Origin of the sequence: Pseudomonas sp. MD330_10, assembly GCF_042610415.1 — a bacterium.
GTDB lineage: Bacteria > Pseudomonadota > Gammaproteobacteria > Pseudomonadales > Pseudomonadaceae > Aquipseudomonas > Aquipseudomonas rhodesiae.
The window spans coordinates 59,930-74,880 of record NZ_JBHGZU010000012.1; the positions used below are offsets into that span (position 1 = coordinate 59,930).

The 14,951-nt window shown below is 61.3% G+C and carries 13 protein-coding genes; 4 read left to right on the forward strand and 9 right to left on the reverse strand.

Annotated features, from left to right (window positions below):
• Positions 1–5 precede the first annotated feature (5 nt).
• Both ACFZPT_RS18655 and ACFZPT_RS18660 read left to right on the forward strand, forming a co-directional pair.
• Positions 6–1,778: an acyl-CoA dehydrogenase C-terminal domain-containing protein gene (locus ACFZPT_RS18655; RefSeq protein ID WP_099312153.1), complete on the forward strand. Its 1,773-nt coding sequence runs from the start codon at positions 6–8 to the stop codon at positions 1,776–1,778.
• Positions 1,779–1,897: 119 nt separating this feature from the next.
• Entirely contained in the window at positions 1,898–3,676 is a 1,779-nt protein-coding gene (locus tag ACFZPT_RS18660) for an acyl-CoA dehydrogenase C-terminal domain-containing protein (RefSeq protein WP_034115290.1), read from the forward strand.
• Positions 3,677–3,902: 226 nt separating this feature from the next.
• On the opposite strand, the gene ACFZPT_RS18665 is transcribed toward ACFZPT_RS18660, so the two are convergent.
• Positions 3,903–4,802 (reverse strand): LysR family transcriptional regulator, encoded by a 900-nt coding sequence (locus tag ACFZPT_RS18665; RefSeq protein ID WP_034101101.1) that lies wholly within the window; start codon positions 4,800–4,802, stop codon positions 3,903–3,905.
• 197 nt (positions 4,803–4,999) lie between these two features.
• Between ACFZPT_RS18665 and ACFZPT_RS18670 the strand changes: the two genes are divergently transcribed.
• Both ACFZPT_RS18670 and ACFZPT_RS18675 read left to right on the forward strand, forming a co-directional pair.
• On the forward strand, positions 5,000–6,265 hold the full coding sequence (locus tag ACFZPT_RS18670; protein ID WP_034115289.1) for an aspartate aminotransferase family protein: 1,266 nt from the start codon (positions 5,000–5,002) through the stop codon (positions 6,263–6,265).
• A gap of 182 nt (positions 6,266–6,447) precedes the next feature.
• Complete coding sequence (locus ACFZPT_RS18675) at positions 6,448–6,606, forward strand: YqaE/Pmp3 family membrane protein (protein ID WP_003228885.1); 159 nt, start codon at positions 6,448–6,450, stop codon at positions 6,604–6,606.
• A 4-nt stretch (positions 6,607–6,610) separates the two neighbouring features.
• Here the strand turns inward: ACFZPT_RS18675 and pqqE are convergent, their stop codons facing one another.
• The 8 genes from pqqE to ACFZPT_RS18715 all read right to left on the reverse strand — a co-directional run bounded on the left by pqqE (position 6,611) and on the right by ACFZPT_RS18715 (position 14,896).
• Positions 6,611–7,741: a pyrroloquinoline quinone biosynthesis protein PqqE gene (gene pqqE / locus ACFZPT_RS18680; protein ID WP_034115288.1), complete on the reverse strand. Its 1,131-nt coding sequence runs from the start codon at positions 7,739–7,741 to the stop codon at positions 6,611–6,613.
• On the reverse strand, positions 7,734–8,009 hold the full coding sequence (gene pqqD, locus ACFZPT_RS18685) for a pyrroloquinoline quinone biosynthesis peptide chaperone PqqD (RefSeq protein WP_034101097.1): 276 nt from the start codon (positions 8,007–8,009) through the stop codon (positions 7,734–7,736). Before pqqD ends, pqqE begins: the two co-directional genes overlap by 8 nt.
• Positions 8,006–8,758 (reverse strand): pyrroloquinoline-quinone synthase PqqC, encoded by a 753-nt coding sequence (pqqC, locus tag ACFZPT_RS18690; protein WP_034115287.1) that lies wholly within the window; start codon positions 8,756–8,758, stop codon positions 8,006–8,008. Before pqqC ends, pqqD begins: the two co-directional genes overlap by 4 nt.
• An 11-nt stretch (positions 8,759–8,769) precedes the next feature.
• Positions 8,770–9,681, reverse strand: coding sequence for a pyrroloquinoline quinone biosynthesis protein PqqB (pqqB, locus tag ACFZPT_RS18695; protein WP_034115286.1), 912 nt, complete (start codon positions 9,679–9,681; stop codon positions 8,770–8,772).
• A gap of 71 nt (positions 9,682–9,752) precedes the next feature.
• Positions 9,753–9,827: a pyrroloquinoline quinone precursor peptide PqqA gene (pqqA, locus tag ACFZPT_RS18700; RefSeq protein ID WP_003194766.1), complete on the reverse strand. Its 75-nt coding sequence runs from the start codon at positions 9,825–9,827 to the stop codon at positions 9,753–9,755.
• Positions 9,828–9,986: 159 nt separating this feature from the next.
• Positions 9,987–12,356: a pyrroloquinoline quinone biosynthesis protein PqqF gene (pqqF, locus tag ACFZPT_RS18705; protein WP_034115285.1), complete on the reverse strand. Its 2,370-nt coding sequence runs from the start codon at positions 12,354–12,356 to the stop codon at positions 9,987–9,989.
• A 48-nt stretch (positions 12,357–12,404) separates the two neighbouring features.
• Positions 12,405–13,202 carry a carbon-nitrogen hydrolase family protein gene (locus ACFZPT_RS18710; RefSeq protein ID WP_034115284.1) on the reverse strand — a complete coding sequence of 266 codons (798 nt, stop codon included), beginning with the start codon at positions 13,200–13,202 and terminating at the stop codon, positions 12,405–12,407.
• An 11-nt stretch (positions 13,203–13,213) separates the two neighbouring features.
• On the reverse strand, positions 13,214–14,896 hold the full coding sequence (locus tag ACFZPT_RS18715) for an NAD(P)/FAD-dependent oxidoreductase (RefSeq protein ID WP_034101758.1): 1,683 nt from the start codon (positions 14,894–14,896) through the stop codon (positions 13,214–13,216).
• Positions 14,897–14,951: the final 55 nt, after the last annotated feature.

Here is a 14,951-nt window from a genome sequence, read left to right on the forward strand (position 1 = left end):
TCGCCATGCCTGAGTACAAAGCTCCCCTGCGCGACATGCGCTTTTTGATCGACAACGTGTTTGATTTCCACGGTCACTACGCGGCATTGGGCGCGACGGACGCCAGCCCGGACATGGTCAGTGCCATCCTCGAAGAAGGTGCGAAATTCTGCGAGAACGTGCTCTCGCCGCTCAACCGTAGCGGTGATGAAGAGGGCTGCCATTTCGACAATGGCGTTGTGACCACACCCAAGGGCTTCAAAGAAGCGTTCGCCCAGTACGTGGAAGGTGGCTGGCACGGCGTCGCGGCCGACCCGGCCTACGGTGGTCAAGGCTTGCCGCAATCACTGGGCCTGGTGCTCAGCGAGATGATCGGCTCCAGCAATACGTCGTGGGGCATGTACCCCGGCTTGACCCACGGCGCCATGTCGGCGATCCACGCCCATGGCACCGCCGAACAGAAAGACACCTACCTGAGCAAACTCACCGCCGGCGAATGGACCGGCACCATGTGCCTGACCGAAGCCCACTGCGGCACCGACCTGGGCCTGATCAAAACCCGCGCCGTGCCCCAGGCGGACGGCAGCTACGCCGTCACCGGTAGCAAGATTTTCATTTCGGCCGGCGAGCACGATCTGAGCGCCAATATCATCCACCTGGTGCTGGCCAAACTGCCGGACGCACCGGCGGGTACCAAAGGTATTTCGTTGTTTATCGTGCCCAAGTTCCACGCCGATTCCGGCGAGCGTAATGCGGTGCACTGCGGCTCCATCGAACACAAGATGGGCATCAAGGCCTCGGCTACGTGCGTGCTGAACTTCGACGGCGCCAAAGGCTTTCTGATCGGCGAGGCCAATAAAGGCCTCAACTGCATGTTCACCATGATGAACCACGCGCGCCTGGGCACCGGCATGCAGGGGCTGTGCAATGGCGAGGCGAGTTTCCAGGGCGCGATCAAGTACGCCAATGACCGCCTGCAAATGCGTTCTCTGACCGGCCCCAAGGCCCCGGACAAGCCTGCCGACCCGATCATCGTGCACGCCGACGTGCGACGCATGCTGTTGACCATGAAGGCCTTCAACGAAGGCAATCGGGCGCTGGCCTATTTCACCGCGCAACTGCTGGACACCGCCCACCTGGGCGACGCCGCCGCCCAGCGCCAGGAGGCCGAAGACCTGTTGGCCTTCCTCACACCGATCTGCAAAGCCTTCATGACCGATACCGGCCTGGAGGTGACCAACCTCGGCATGCAGATCTTCGGCGGCCACGGCTACATCCGCGAATGGGGCATGGAGCAATTGGCGCGGGATGCGCGGATCGCACCGATCTACGAAGGCACCAACGGCATCCAGGCCCTCGACCTGCTGGGCCGTAAGGTGCTGGGCAGCCAAGGTAAGTTGCTACGTGGGTTTACCAAGATCGTGCATAAGTTCTGCGCTGCGAATGCCGAACACCCGCAGCTCAAGGGGTATGTGGCGCAGCTCAATCAGTTGAACCAGGAATGGGGCGAGTTAACCACCAAGGTGGGCATGGCCGCGATGAAGAACCCGGACGAAGTGGGCGCGGCGGCTGTGGATTACTTGATGTACAGCGGGTACATCATCCTCGCCTACTTGTGGCTACGCATGGCCATTGCCGCGCAGTCCCACAGCGACGGCGAGTTCGCCAAGGCCAAGTTGGCCACCTGCGAGTTCTACTTTAAACGCCTGTTGCCGCGCACCATCACTCATCGTGCGGCGGTGGAGGCGGGGAGTGAGTGCCTGATGAGTCTGCCTGCGGAGGCATTTATGTTGGGGTGACTTAAAAATACTTGTCAGTCACAAGCAGACCCTATGTGTCTCAAAAGTTGTTCGGTTACACTCGGGGCCTGTAAAACCGATCCTACCGAATCACTTTTTACGTTCTAACGAGGTTTGCCATGGCTGATTACAAAGCGCCGCTGCGGGATATGCGCTTCGTCCTCAACGAAGTGTTCGACGTCGCCAACACCTGGGCTCAGTTGCCGGCGTTGGCAGACAGCGTAGATGCCGAAACCGTTGAGGCGATCCTCGAAGAAGCCGGCAAAGTCACCGCCAAATGCATCGCCCCGCTCAGCCGCGGCGGCGATGAGCAAGGTTGCCGCTGGGCGGACACGGTGGTATCGACGCCGGATGGATTCCCACAGGCCTATAAAACCTACGCCGAAGGCGGCTGGGTGGGCGTGGGTGGCGACCCCGCGTTTGGCGGCATGGGCATGCCCAAGGCGGTGTCGGCCCAGGTTGAAGAGATGATCAACTCGTCGAGCCTGGCGTTCGGCCTGTACCCAATGCTGACCTCCGGCGCCTGCGTGTCGATCGCGACCCACGCCAACGAAGACTTGAAAGCCACCTACCTGCCGAAGATGTATTCCGGCGAGTGGGCCGGTTCCATGTGCCTCACCGAAGCCCATGCCGGTACCGACCTGGGGATTATCCGCACCAAGGCCGAGCCGCAGGCGGACGGTTCCTACAAGGTCAGCGGGACCAAAATCTTTATCACCGGCGGCGAGCACGACCTGACCGAAAACATCATCCACCTGGTGTTGGCCAAGTTGCCCGATGCGCCGGCCGGTCCCAAGGGCATCTCGCTGTTCCTGGTGCCTAAGTTTATGGTCAATGCCGATGGCAGCCTGGGCGCGCGTAACCCAGTGAGCTGCGGCTCCATCGAACACAAGATGGGCATCCAGGCGTCCGCTACCTGCGTGATGAACTTCGACGAAGCCGTGGGTTATTTGGTGGGCGAGCCTAACCGTGGTCTGGCGGCGATGTTCACCATGATGAACTACGAGCGTCTGGGCGTAGGCATTCAGGGTCTGGCGTCCGGTGAGCGTTCCTACCAGAACGCCATCGAGTACGCGCGTGACCGCTTGCAAAGCCGTGCGCCGACCGGCGCCCAGGCCAAGGACAAAGTGGCCGACCCGATCATCGTCCATCCGGACGTGCGTCGCATGCTACTGACCATGAAAGCGTCGAACGAAGGTGGCCGTGCGTTCTCCACCTACGTAGCCACCCAATTGGATATCGCCAAGTTCAGCGACGATGCCGCCGCCCGCGAGCGCGCCGACAACCTGGTGGCCTTGCTCACGCCGGTGGCCAAGGCGTTCCTCAGCGACTTGGGCCTGGAAACCACCGTGCTGGGTCAGCAAGTGTTTGGCGGCCACGGCTACATTCGTGAATGGGGCCAGGAACAATTGGTGCGCGATGTGCGCATCACCCAAATCTACGAAGGCACCAATGGCATCCAGGCCCTGGACTTGATGGGGCGCAAGATCGTTGGCAGCGGCGGCGCGTTCTATCGTTTGTTCGCCGACGAGGTTCGCCAGTTCACCGCGACAGCCGGGGCTGAGCTGGGCGAGTTCATCCGTCCGCTGAACGCGGCGGTGGATAACCTGGATGAGCTGACGGCCTGGGTGCTTGATCGCGCCAAAACCAACCCGAACGAAATCGGCGCGGCGTCGGTGGAGTATTTGCATGCGTTTGGTTACATGGCCTATGCCTATATGTGGGCACGCATGGCCAAGGCCGCATGGGGCAAGGAAACCGAGGACGACTTCTACGCCAGCAAACTGGGCACTGCACGCTTCTACTTTGCGCGCCTGCTGCCGCGTATCCACTCGTTGTGTGCGTCGGTAAAAGCCGGTAGCGAATCGCTATTTTTGCTGGATGAAGCCCAGTTCTAAAGGCTTGGAGGGCGTGTAAGCAATCTCTTACATGACGTGCTGCTAATCGTCCTCTATCGCCACATTGGATCCATCGATAATCTACTTCACATGGACGTCGCGCAGGAAGCGCAAAGCAACAACACGGACACGTAGGATTCTGCCAGGACGGCGGAGTGAAATGGATGTCAGGGAAACAGTCTGCAAAGCCCCGCTTCGGCGGGGTTTTCTTTTGCCCGCGAAAAAGTCAGGCGGGCGTCTGCGGGGCATTCATCACGTCTTCAAGCAAGGTGCGCAACAAGGCCATCGTTGCCTGTTGGCGCTGCACATCGCGACACACCAGGCCGACTTTCAAGGGCACCCGTGGTTCGCTCAGGGGTTTCCACAGCAGTGACTGACTGTTGTGTTCGTCCTGGGAGCGTCCCGGCAGCACGGTGGCCAACCGGGTGTGCGGCAAGCTGTCGAGAATCCCCACCATGGTATTGAGTTCGGCCTGTACCTGCGGGCGCCGCCCGAGGTTAGCAAGTTGGCCTTGCCAGATTTGTCGGATCTGAAACTCTTCCCCCAGCAGCAACATCGGCAACTCAGCCGCCTGTTTCAGCGACACTTTCTTGAATTCCCGCAAAGGATGATCCTCAGGGATCACCACCTTCAGCTCATCTTCGTACAGCAACACGCCTTGCAACCCCGGCTGACGCGGCGGCAGGTAGCTGATGCCGATGTCCAGCGAGCCGTTGAGCAGTCGCCGTTCAATCTCCAGCCCGGTCAATTCGTAGATCTGCACCACCAGATGCGGTTGGGCCTTGCGCACCCGTTCGAGCATCTGTGGCACCAGGCTGGTATGCACGGTCTGCAGCACGCCGATGGCCAACGTGCGCAATGCCTGGCCTTTGAAGTTGCGCAACGCTTCGACGGCGTGTTGCATGCCATCAATCAGCGGCAGTGCATGGTTATACAGCGTGTGCGCCGCCAGCGTCGGCAGCAGGCGTTTGCTGCTGCGTTCGAATAGGCTGACGTCCAAGTGCTGTTCCAGATGGCGGATCTGCTGCGACAGCGCCGGCTGGGAGATCGATAGACGTTCTGCGGCCCGCCCCACATGGCCTTCTTCATACACCGCGACGAAATAACGCAGTTGCTTAAAATCCATAAGGTTTGCTTATCGAAAAAGCTGGAAAAACGAAATGGCCGAAGGCCGCCGAGGCGCCTAGTCTAGCGCCTATTCGCAGGGCTTACAGGGCCGGATCGTGCAATGAGCAGCGTTCTTTTTAATAGCGTTTACATAGGCAACTCAAAAAACATCCAAGTCGTGAGTGGACAATGTCCGCTTGCTGTCGGGGGTGAAGTGTGAATCTGTTTACCTTACGCCGGCCCGCGCCTAGCCTGGATGACTTGGTACTGGATTCGACGCCCGATGAACCGTCCAGTGATGCGCTGATGCCCACCGTCGCTAAGCCCCCGCAAGTGTTCGTACGCGGCCAGGGCTCTTGGTTGTGGGACAGCGACGACCGCGCCTATCTGGATTTCAGTCAGGGCAATGCTGCCAACAGCCTTGGTCACAGCCCGCAGGTGTTGATCAACGCCCTGGCCGACCAGACCCAGGCATTGATCAATCCCGGCATGGCCCTGCACAACCGTGCGCAACTCAACTTGGTCGAACGCTTGTGCCATCGCACGGGCAGCGACCAGGCCTACCTGCTTAACAGCGGCGCGGAGGCGTGTGAAGCGGCCATCAAACTGGCGCGTAAGTGGGGCCAACTGCACCGCGGCGGGGCCTATCGCATTATCAGTGCGAGCAACGCTCGACATGGCCGCAGCTTCGCGGCACTCGCCGCCTCGTCGGGCGCCCAGGAAAACCGCTTTGAGCCGCAATTGCCAGGCTTCAGTCATGTGCCATTCAACGACTTGCCGGCATTGCACGCGGCGGTGGACGCTCAGACGGTGGCGATCATGCTTGAGCCGATCCAGGGCGCCGGCGTGGTGCCCGCCAGCGAGCACTACCTCAAGGGCGTCGAACGGCTGTGCCGGGAGTTGGGGATTTTGCTGATCCTCGATGAAGTGCAAACCGGCATCGGCCGTTGCGGAACACTACTGGCCGAGCAGCACTATGGCGTGCGCGCCGACATCATCACCCTGGGCAAGGGCCTAGGCGGCGGCGTGCCATTGGCGGCGCTGCTGGCGCGTGGCAACGCGTGCTGCTTCGATGTCGGCGAGCTGGAAGGCACCCATCATGGCAATGCGCTGATGGCGGCGGCCGGTGTCGCCGTTCTCAACAGCGTGCTGGAACACGGTTTTCTTGAGCAGGTGTGTGAGACCGGCCTCTATCTGAGCGAAGGCCTGGCTCGCCTGGCTTACCGCTATAACCATGGCGCCGTGCGCGGCCACGGCCTGCTATGGGGGCTGACGTTGTCGGAAGACTCCGCGGATGCAGTGGTCAACGCGGCATTACATGAAGGACTGATCCTCACCGCGCCACAGCCCGACTGCCTGCGCTTCACCCCCGCGCTGACCGTGAGCAAAGGCAACATTGACGAAATGCTCCTGCGCCTGGCCCGCGCCTTCTCCCGCGTGCGCACCGCGCAATTGCAGTGCCGCAAAGGCATTGCCGTTTAACCCCAATTCCTGAACCGTCTCGCGGTATACGCAACGCCCCCAGCCTGATTCTTTTGGCTGGGGGTGTTTTTTTTTGCCTGATCGTTAACGCATGGCTTCGTGCCAGATCCACTGAACCCTCACGAACACCCAAGGTCGATTAGCTACACGGCTCGCACGAGCCGATTGATTGGAGCTGACCCATGGATTTCATTCGTATCATCATCGCCATTCTGTTGCCGCCATTGGGTGTGTTCCTGCAGGTAGGTTTCGGCGGCGCGTTCTGGCTGAATATTCTGCTGACCCTGTGCGGTTACATCCCAGGCATCGTCCATGCGGTGTATATCATCGCCAAGCGTTGAGGCTTCAGCCTTTCGCGATGAGCCGTGAGTTGCGCTCGTTGCGGAAGGCCAGTTGCTCGATGGTCTGGGTGGCGTGTTCGGCTTCTTCCCGTGCATTGAGGATGATGCCGTGATGCTCGGACTTGCTGCACACCGGGTCGGCATTGCTGGCATCGCCCGTGAGCATGAACGCCTGGCAGCGGCAGCCACCGAAGTCTTTTTCCTTCTCATCGCATGAACGACACGGCTCGGGCATCCAGTCGTAGCCGCGAAAGCGATTGAAACCGAAAGAGTCGTACCAGATGTGCTGCATGCTGTGGTCGCGCACATTGGGAAATTGCACCGGCATTTGTCGGGCGCCGTGACAAGGCAGCGCAGTGCCGTCCGGTGTCACCGTCAGAAAGATACTGCCCCAGCCGTTCATGCAGGCTTTCGGGCGCTCCTCATAGTAGTCCGGCGTTACGAAGATCAATTTGCACGGATGGCCTTCGGCTTCGAGCTTGGCGCGGTATTCATTGGTGATGCGTTCGGCGCGTACCAGTTGCTCCCGAGTCGGCAACAGACCCACACGATTGAGCTGCGCCCAGCCATAGAACTGGCAGGTGGCGAGTTCGACGAAATCCGCTTCCAAGGCGATGCACAGCTCGATAATGCGGTCGATCTTGTCGATGTTGTGCCGATGGGTGACGAAGTTCAGCACCATCGGATAGCCATGCGCTTTTACCGCGCGGGCCATTTCCAGCTTTTGCGCAAATGCTTTTTTCGAGCCGGCCAGCAGGTTGTTCACCTGTTCGTCGCTGGCCTGGAAGCTGATCTGGATATGATCCAGGCCGGCTTTCTTGAAGTCGCTGATCTTCTGCTCGGTCAGGCCGATGCCGGAGGTGATCAGGTTGGTATAGAACCCCAGCCTGCGTGCTTCGCCGATCAGCTCCGCAAGGTCTTGGCGCACCAGCGGTTCGCCCCCGGAAAAACCCAGTTGCGCGGCGCCCATCTCGCGGGCTTCGCGAAATACCTTGAACCATTGCTCGGTGCTCAGCTCCTTGCCCTGCTCGGCGAAGTCCAGGGGGTTGGAGCAGTACGGACATTGCAGCGGGCAACGATAGGTCAGCTCAGCCAACAGCCAAAGCGGCAGACCAATCGGCGGTTTCTCAGGCAAGGGTAATCCAGTGCTCTGCACGGGCGACCTCCATGAATTGCTCGATGTCGTCACCCAGCTCTGGCACGCCGGGGAACTGTTTATCCAGCTCGGCAATGATCGCCGCGACGTCGCGCTCTCCGTCGATCAACCCCCCGATCAACGCCGCGCTGTCGTTGAGCTTGATCATGCCCTCGGGATAGAGCAGCACGTGACCCTTTTGCGCCGGCTCGTATTGGAATCGATAACCCGGACGCCAGGTGGGTGTCTTGCTGCGATCAAAGCTCATAGGGTGATCCCTTTATGCCACACCCGCTGGTCGGTCACGCTGTGATACGGCGGGCGGTTCAGTTCATAGGCCATGCTCATGGCGTCCAGCATGCTCCACAGAATGTCCAGTTTGAACTGGAGAATTTCCAGCATGCGCTCCTGGCCCTCACGGGTGGTGTAGTGCTGCAGCGTAATCGCCAGACCGTGTTCCACATCGCGGCGAGCCTGGCCCAGACGGGTACGGAAGTATTCGTAGCCGGCCGGGTCTATCCATGGGTAATGCTGTGGCCAGCTGTCGAGGCGCGACTGGTGGATCTGCGGCGCGAACAGTTCGGTCAGCGAGCTGCTGGCCGCTTCCTGCCAGCTGGCGCGGCGGGCGAAATTGACGTAAGCGTCCACCGCAAAGCGCACGCCGGGCAGTACCAGTTCCTGGGAACGCAGTTGGTCGGGGTCCAGACCCACGGCCTGGCCCAGGCGCAGCCAGGCTTCGATGCCGCCGTCTTCGCCGGGCGCGCCGTCGTGGTCGAGCAGGCGCTGGATCCACTCGCGACGGATTTCACGGTCCGGGCAGTTGGCCAGGATTGCGGCGTCCTTCAGCGGAATGTTCACCTGGTAGTAGAAGCGGTTGGCAACCCAGCCTTGGATCTGCTCGCGGGTGGCGCGGCCTTCGTACATCGCCACATGGTAGGGGTGATGAATATGATAGAAGGCGCCCTTGGCCCGCAGGGCCTGTTCGAATGCGTCGCGCGTCAGCGGTGTATCAGTCATTTCGCTTGCTCCTACAATTCAATGCTCATGCCGTCGTAAGCCACTTCCACATTGCGCCGCGCCAGCTCGGCCCGCTCGGGGGAATCTTCGTCGAGGATTGGGTTGGTGTTGTTGATGTGGATAAGCACCTTGCGCTGCTGTGGCAACTGCTCAAGCACTTCCAGCATGCCGCCGGGGCCGGTCTGTGCCAGGTGGCCCATCTCGCGGCCGGTACGGGTGCCGACGCCACGGCGCTGCATTTCATCGTCGTCCCACATCGTGCCGTCCACCAGCAGGCAATCGCTGCTTGCCATGATGTCGAGCAATGGCGCGTCGACTTTGCCCAGGCCCGGGGCATAGAAGAGTTTGCCGCCGGTGCGCAGGTCTTCGACGATCAGACCGATATTGTCGCCCGGGTGTGGGTCGAATCGGTGCGGCGAGTAGGGCGGCGCCGCGCTGCGCAACGGCAGCGGAGTGAAACGCAGGTTGGGGCAAGCCGGGATGGTGAAGCTTGCATCCAGCTCGATACGGTTCCAGGCCAGGCCGCCGTTCCAATGGGTCAGCATGGTGAACAACGGGAAGCCGCTGCTCAGGTCCTCGTGGACCATGTCGGTGCACCACACTTGATGCGGGCAGCCCTCGCGCAGGCTCAGCAGGCCGGTGGTGTGGTCGATCTGGCTGTCCATCAGGATGATCGCGCTGATGCCGGTGTCACGCAGGGCGCGGCCCGGTTGCATGGGCGCGAAGCCTTGCAGTTGCGCACGAATATCCGGCGAGGCATTGCACAGCACCCAATTGACGCCGTCATCGGAAATCGCGATGGACGACTGGGTGCGCGCTTGGGCCCGCAGGCTGCCGTCACGAAAGCCTGCGCAGTTCACGCAATTGCAGTTCCACTGCGGGAAACCGCCGCCGGCGGCGGAACCTAGGATCTGGACAAACATGGTCGCTCCATCAAGCAAAGCTCAAAACAAAAACGCCCCGGGCGAACCGAGGCGTTGTAATACCCAGCGGATTAACGGCTGGCGAAGTACATGGTGACTTCGAAACCGATGCGCAGATCAGTGTAAGCAGGTTTGGACCAGGTCATATTCTTACTCCTACGAAGGGATGGGACGTTTACTACCAAGTAATACATATAGTCCACCTCCTGTCGGAGATGTTCAGATGCGTGCGTGGGAATGTTACTTAATTCTTTTCAAGTTAGCGCTGTCTTGGTGGAAAAAGGCTGTTACAGGGGCGGCAATGATCAGTTATTGAGAGGCCAAGCGTTCGCTGTGTGTGGGCCGTTGGCCACGCAGTGCCAGCCACCAGCGGCGTGGTTCAGCTGCTGAGCGGCGCGCTGCAGGTCTGCGTGCGTGCAGTCACGGATATGTCGTTGAAGCAGCGCGAGATAATCCGACGGATGGCCCGCCAGGTGCGAGTGCCAAATCAGTTGCGACGCCTGTGCGGTGGGGAGGGTATCGACAGCGAACTGCTGCGCCAGGGCCGCGTTGCCCAAGTCGGTGTCGTCTTCGATCAGCCCAGGCAGCTGCTCCAGGAAACTGTGCAGCTGCTGCACAATTTCATCCAGCGACAGATGGGGCGATTGCACGCCAAACAACAGGCCGGTCTGCCCGCTGATCTGTCGGATACCACTGAACACGGCGTAGCCGATCTGCTGTTCCACCCGCAGGCGTTGGTAAAACGGCCCCTGGACCCGATGAGCGAGCAGGCGCCACGCGGCTTCATCCGCCAGGGAAGGGCTGGGTGTCGGACAGAACAGCAGCAGGGCTGCTTCGCTGGCGTCAGTGTTGACCTCATGCCATACGCGTTGGCCTTTGAGGTCTCGGGTGTGGCGTTCAATGCTCGTCGGTTGCCCCGGCAGTCGCGCGGCCGCTGTCTTTATCAGCGCCTCGCACGCCGGCGGCAAACCTACTCCCAGCCCATGCCAACGCGCGGTGTTCCAGGACACGGTGTCATGTGCATCTGCGGCCGTGGTCTCTGCGCAGCAGGCGGGCAGCGCTTTAAGCAGCGTACGAATGGCGAGCAGCGGCGGCGTGGTGTCGGGTGTTTCCTGTGCTTGCGTCAGATTTTGCGCTAACGCTTCAAGTACCGTCGGCATGAGCGCGTGAAGCCCGACCAGACTGACCCGCCAATCATGGCCGATCGTTTCAACGGTCAACTCAAGCCCCGCTTGGCGAGCGTTTTCGCTCAAAGCATGCAGCGCACCTTCCAGCCCGGACGGCGCGCGCGAGTCAAATCGCCAGTTCAAGTACAGCGCACCTTCCTGGCTGTCTATGGGTAGGGCCTGGCTGAAGGTCAGCGCGGCTGCGTCCCTACGGCCCCGCGAGCGGTCCTGGGCAAAGGTGCGCAAGCCGCGATGGGCGCTGGTCTGGCCACGAATCAAGCCGGCGCGTTGGTCTTTGACCGGTGGGCGCAGGAAGGGGTTGTGGGGGGGCAGTTGCCATAAGTGCCGAGCGCATGGCAGGTGCAGTGAATCCAGCAGCGTGCGCAGCGCGGTGATGTCCTGATCCGACAGGGCTTCGCGGTCGTTGCGGGCCAGGGCCAATGCGCCCTGGACCTGCCGCTGGCGCGCGGTCAATCGGGCGAACTCTTCGCGCAGTGACGTCCAATCACTGTGTGCGAAAAAGCCCAGCCAGTCGTGCAGCAACGCTTCAACCTGAGCTGCCGGCTCGCCTGGCTGGCTGAGCGTAACGTCGATGTCCAACAGCGCCTGCCCGGCGAAGTGATAGAGCACGCTGGCGTGCAACGCGGTGGCCAGGCCTTGGGCTTGCAGTTCGGCCAATAGGCCGCCGGGCGCTGGGTTGTTGAGCCAGGTACACAGGAACTCCAGGGCTTCACGTGGTGCGTTGCAGGCGATGACGTGGTGCAGATGCTGTCCGGCGACATGGCGATAACCCTGGGGCTGGCTTTGCATCAGGGCTGGTGGTGCCACCTGTGGTTGTCCGGAACCGGGGACGATGATTTCGCCGAAGCGGTGCGCCAGGGCTTGGAGTTGATCCAGCGGTTGGGGACCGGCCAGGCTCAGTGTCATCTGCCCGCTCTGATAGAACTGCGCGTGAAATGTCCTCAAGCCTTGCTGAAAGGCCTCGGTTTCCACCGGCAGGCTGTCCCGGTTGCCGGCATGGAAGTCGCGCAGCGGATGACCGTTCGCCACACCTTCGAGCAAGGCCACTTGCTGCTGGGCCTTGGCGTCTTGGGACCAGGCCACGAACTCCGCTTGCAGCACTTCGCGCTCCCGTAGCTGATCGTCCAGTGCCAGGCGTGGGCGCGCCAGCATATCCGCCAACCGCTCCAGCCCTTGTGCAACGTTCGACACCGGCAGTTCGAAGAAAAATTCGGTGGTGCGTTCACGGGTGCTGGCGTTGACCTGTCCGCCATGCTGCTGCACGTAGGTCATCAGCCCTTCGCCTGTCGGAAAGCGCTCAGTCCCCAGGAACAACAGGTGTTCCAGAAAGTGCGCCAACCCCGGCCACGCCAAGGGCGCATCATGGCTACCGGCGGCCACCCGCACCACAGCGGCGCAGCGCTTTAAATGGGGTGCAGCGTGCAGGGTGACACGCAGGCCGTTGGCCAGAGTCAGGGTGGCAGGGTGAGGGTAGGCCGGGGCGGGCATGGGCACTTCCAAAGCGTGGGAAGCGCTCATGCTAGCAAACCTGCGGGATCAGGGCTTGTGCAGCGTGCCGTACAGCTCGGGGCGACGGTCCTGCAAATAGTCATTGGCCATGCGCGCGTTGAGGATTGCCTGGTGATCCAGGGTGCCGACAATCAAGGCCTCATCCAGACCTGCGAGGGCGATGCGCTCGCCATTCGGTGCTGCCAGGCTGCTCTGCCCGCAATAGTGAATGTCCTCTTCGTTCCCGCAGTAGTTGGCGTAAGCCACGTAGCACTGGTTCTCGAAGGCCCGCGCTCGCACGGTTACGTCGGCGACGAAATCGAACGGCACCATATTCGCGGTGGGCACCAGAATCAGTTCGGCGCCGGCCAGGGCCAGGCGCCGGGTGTTTTCCGGGAACTCCAAGTCGTAACAGATCAGCATCCCGAGCCTCCAGCCGTTGAGTTCCACCAGCGGGAAATCATCGTCCCCGGCACTGAACATCGAGTGGTCCAGATCGCCGAACAAATGAGTCTTGCGGTAATTGCACAGGCGCTGACCGTTGGCGTCGATCAGTTGCACGGCGTTGTAGATCTGCCCGTCATTGGCCCGTTCCGGGTAGCCATACAGGATGGCCAGGCCGGCGTTTTTCGCCAGCTTGGCAATCGCTTGCGCCGAGTCCCCGTCCGGCGCTTCGGCCAGCGCCCCGGCGGCTTTGGCCCCGATGTTATAGCCGGTCAGAAACATCTCCGGCAGCACCAACACATCGGCGCTGCCGGACGCCTCGTGCGCCACGGTGTGCAAGCGTTTGAGGTTCGCGGCCACATCCAGCGGCAGCGGTGGGCATTGGTAGATCGCGACACGCATGGCCTGGCTCCTTAATCGGCGAGGGCGATTGGTCCGATCTCGTCGAACACATCACCTGGCCCCGGGTTTTCGGGGTGAGTGCGACCGCCAAAGTGATTCATGATGCCCCATACGGCATTCAGTGAGGTTTGTACCGCGCCTTCCACCCACGCGGGTGTCCAGGACACGTCGTCCCCGGCGATGAAGATCCCGCGTTGTTCGGCAGGCATGTCCTTTTGCATAAAGTGCGCATACATGCGCTGGTTATAACGATAGTGCCCAGGCAGCGCGCCTTTGAAGGCTCCGAGGAAATGCGGGTCGGCCTCCCAGGACACGGTGATCGGGTCGCCGATGATGCGCGCCTTGATGTCGACTTTCGGGTAGATCTTGCTCAACGCGTCCAGGGCCAGTTTCACCCGTTTATCGATGGGCTGCGGCAGCATCTTCAGCGCATCGCTCATCCACGAGTAGGACAGGCAGATCACCCCAGGCTTGTCGTCGCCATTGTCGAACAGGTAAGTGCCCCGGGTCAGACGGTCGGTGAGGGTCATGCTCATCAGGTCACGGCCGGTTTCCGGATCTTTGTCCTTCCAGAACGGGCGGTCGACCATCACGAAGGTTTTCGAGGACTGCATGTAGCGAGTGCGGTCCAGTGCCATCCACATCTTTTGCGAGAACAGGGTTTCATCGCACTCGATCTGGGTGGTCAGCAGCCAGCTCTGGCAGGTGGTCAGCACGGCAGCGTATTCGCGGGTGTCGCCGTAGGTGTCGGTGACGGCAAAGCGGCCATTGGCGGCGTGGGCGATACGCTTGACCCCAGCCCGTGGCGCGCCACGGTGCAGTGTGCTGAGGCTGGTGCCGGCCGGCCAGTGGGCGCAACGTTCCGGCACATGGCGCCAGATGCCCATGGGCACCTGGGCCACGCCGCCGACCACCAGGTGCTGGTGGTCGTCGCAGTTGGTCATCACCACGCGGAATATCTCCAACATCGAGTTGGGGAAGTCCGAGTCCCAGCCTCCGGTGCCGAAACCGACCTGGCCGAACACTTCGCGGTGGTGAAACGACAGTTTGGCGAAGGCTTTGGAAGTGGCGACAAAATCATAAAACGTGCGGTCGTCCCACAACGGCACCAGCTTGTTCCACAGGGCCTTGAGGCGCGGCACGTCGCGGTCGCGGATGGCCTGCTGGATATCGCCGAACTGCGAACCGGCCTCCAGCGCATCGGCCCAGGCGTCAGCCACTTCCTGGAACAGGGCCGGCAGATCCGACAATTTTTGTGCGTAGTGGGTCTGACCTTCAAGGTCGATCACGGTACTGCCGGAGGCGGGTGTCAGTGGGTTGGGGAACGGTTTGGTGTCCAGACCCAGTTTGTCTACATAGTGGTAGAACGCGGTGGACGACACCGGGAAGCGCATGCCGCCGAGTTCGGCAATGATGCCTTCGGCCCCTTCAAACGCCTGGGAACGCAAGCGGCCGCCCATTTTCGAGGCTTCATACACCACCGGTTTGAGGCCCAGCTTCATCAGCTCGTAAGCCGCAACCAGCCCGGCGATGCCGGCGCCGACGATCGCCACCTCGGCGCCATGGTGTTCGGCGGGAATGCTGCCCAGGCCGGCCGGATGTTCAATCCAGTCATCGAATGCAAACGGAAAGTCCGGGCCAAAGATGGTGATGGGTTTTTTGCCGTCGGCAGGGTGGCGATTGGTCTTGCTGATGGTGCTGGACGGAATGCTCATGGCTGACCTTACTGACGGCTTGGCGGGACGCGAC

Bases quoted from the DNA above. Each gene is read 5' to 3' on its own strand.
- ACFZPT_RS18655 (WP_099312153.1), top strand. From the start codon at position 6: ATGCCTGAGTACAAAGCTCCCCTGCGCGACATGCGCTTTTTGATCGAC.
- ACFZPT_RS18660 (WP_034115290.1), top strand. From the start codon at position 1,898: ATGGCTGATTACAAAGCGCCGCTGCGGGATATGCGCTTCGTCCTCAAC.
- ACFZPT_RS18665 (WP_034101101.1), bottom strand. From the start codon at position 4,802: ATGGATTTTAAGCAACTGCGTTATTTCGTCGCGGTGTATGAAGAAGGC.
- ACFZPT_RS18675 (WP_003228885.1), top strand. From the start codon at position 6,448: ATGGATTTCATTCGTATCATCATCGCCATTCTGTTGCCGCCATTGGGT.
- pqqD (WP_034101097.1), bottom strand. From the start codon at position 8,009: ATGAGCTTTGATCGCAGCAAGACACCCACCTGGCGTCCGGGTTATCGA.
- pqqC (WP_034115287.1), bottom strand. From the start codon at position 8,758: ATGACTGATACACCGCTGACGCGCGACGCATTCGAACAGGCCCTGCGG.
- pqqB (WP_034115286.1), bottom strand. From the start codon at position 9,681: ATGTTTGTCCAGATCCTAGGTTCCGCCGCCGGCGGCGGTTTCCCGCAG.
- pqqF (WP_034115285.1), bottom strand. From the start codon at position 12,356: ATGCCCGCCCCGGCCTACCCTCACCCTGCCACCCTGACTCTGGCCAAC.
- ACFZPT_RS18710 (WP_034115284.1), bottom strand. From the start codon at position 13,202: ATGCGTGTCGCGATCTACCAATGCCCACCGCTGCCGCTGGATGTGGCC.